This is a genomic window from Pedobacter foliorum, from assembly GCF_013266735.1.
GTDB classification, from domain to species: Bacteria; Bacteroidota; Bacteroidia; order Sphingobacteriales; family Sphingobacteriaceae; genus Pedobacter; species Pedobacter foliorum.
The window spans coordinates 1-707 of sequence record NZ_JABSNU010000039.1 but is presented as its reverse complement, the minus strand read 5'-3'; the positions used below and the strand labels follow the sequence as shown (position 1 = coordinate 707).

Sequence of the window (707 nt, the reverse complement as noted above, 5' to 3'; positions counted from 1 at the left end):
CACTTTGTTGATGATTATTAACCCTCACTTTACCTCGCTATTTATCAAAAACTAAGGTGTAAGCAGTAATGATTCAATGGAGGCATACTGGCCAGGTTATTGGTTTTTGTGAAGCACTCTTTTTATATATTTGTTCAAATCAGATTCCGGTATGAGCACAAATGAATTTTATATTTTCAAGTCGGCGCGTTTAGGCTTTAGAAATTGGCTGGAAGCTGATGTGGATAAACTGACAGATATCAATCAGGATCCGCAGGTGATGGAGTTCTTCCCTGGCTTGCAGTCGCAGGAAAGAACCCGGCAATTTGTGAAAAGAATGAAGTCGCAATTTCAGGAAAAGGGTTTTTGCTATTTTGCAGTAGAGGAATTAAGTACCAATGAATTTATTGGGTTTATAGGATTGTCTGTTCAGAATTTTGAATCTGATTTTACCCCCTGCATAGATATCGGCTGGCGCTTACATACAGAGAAGTGGAACCAGGGCTTTGCCACCGAAGGAGCACTAAGATGTATAGACTACGGCTTTAATGATTTAAAATTGAAAGTGATACATGCCATCGCACCTAAAGCGAATGCTTCATCGGTAAGGGTAATGCAAAAGATAGGGATGAAAGAGCTTAAACGATTCCATCATCCTTTACTGGCCTCTAATGAAAAGCTTCAGGAATGTGTGCTGTATGAGATCGTGAATAACCTGAGAGCCTAGC

The 707-nt window shown here is 40.0% G+C and carries 1 protein-coding gene; it reads left to right on the top strand.

Annotated features, from left to right (window positions below; all coding sequences use genetic code 11):
- Positions 1–151 precede the first annotated feature (151 nt).
- Complete coding sequence (locus HQN83_RS25170) at positions 152–706, top strand: GNAT family N-acetyltransferase (protein WP_173094509.1); 555 nt, start codon at positions 152–154, stop codon at positions 704–706.
- Position 707: the final 1 nt, after the last annotated feature.

Excerpts from the sequence above, each read along its gene's own strand:
- HQN83_RS25170 (WP_173094509.1), top strand. The coding sequence starts at position 152 with ATGAGCACAAATGAATTTTATATTTTCAAGTCGGCGCGTTTAGGCTTT.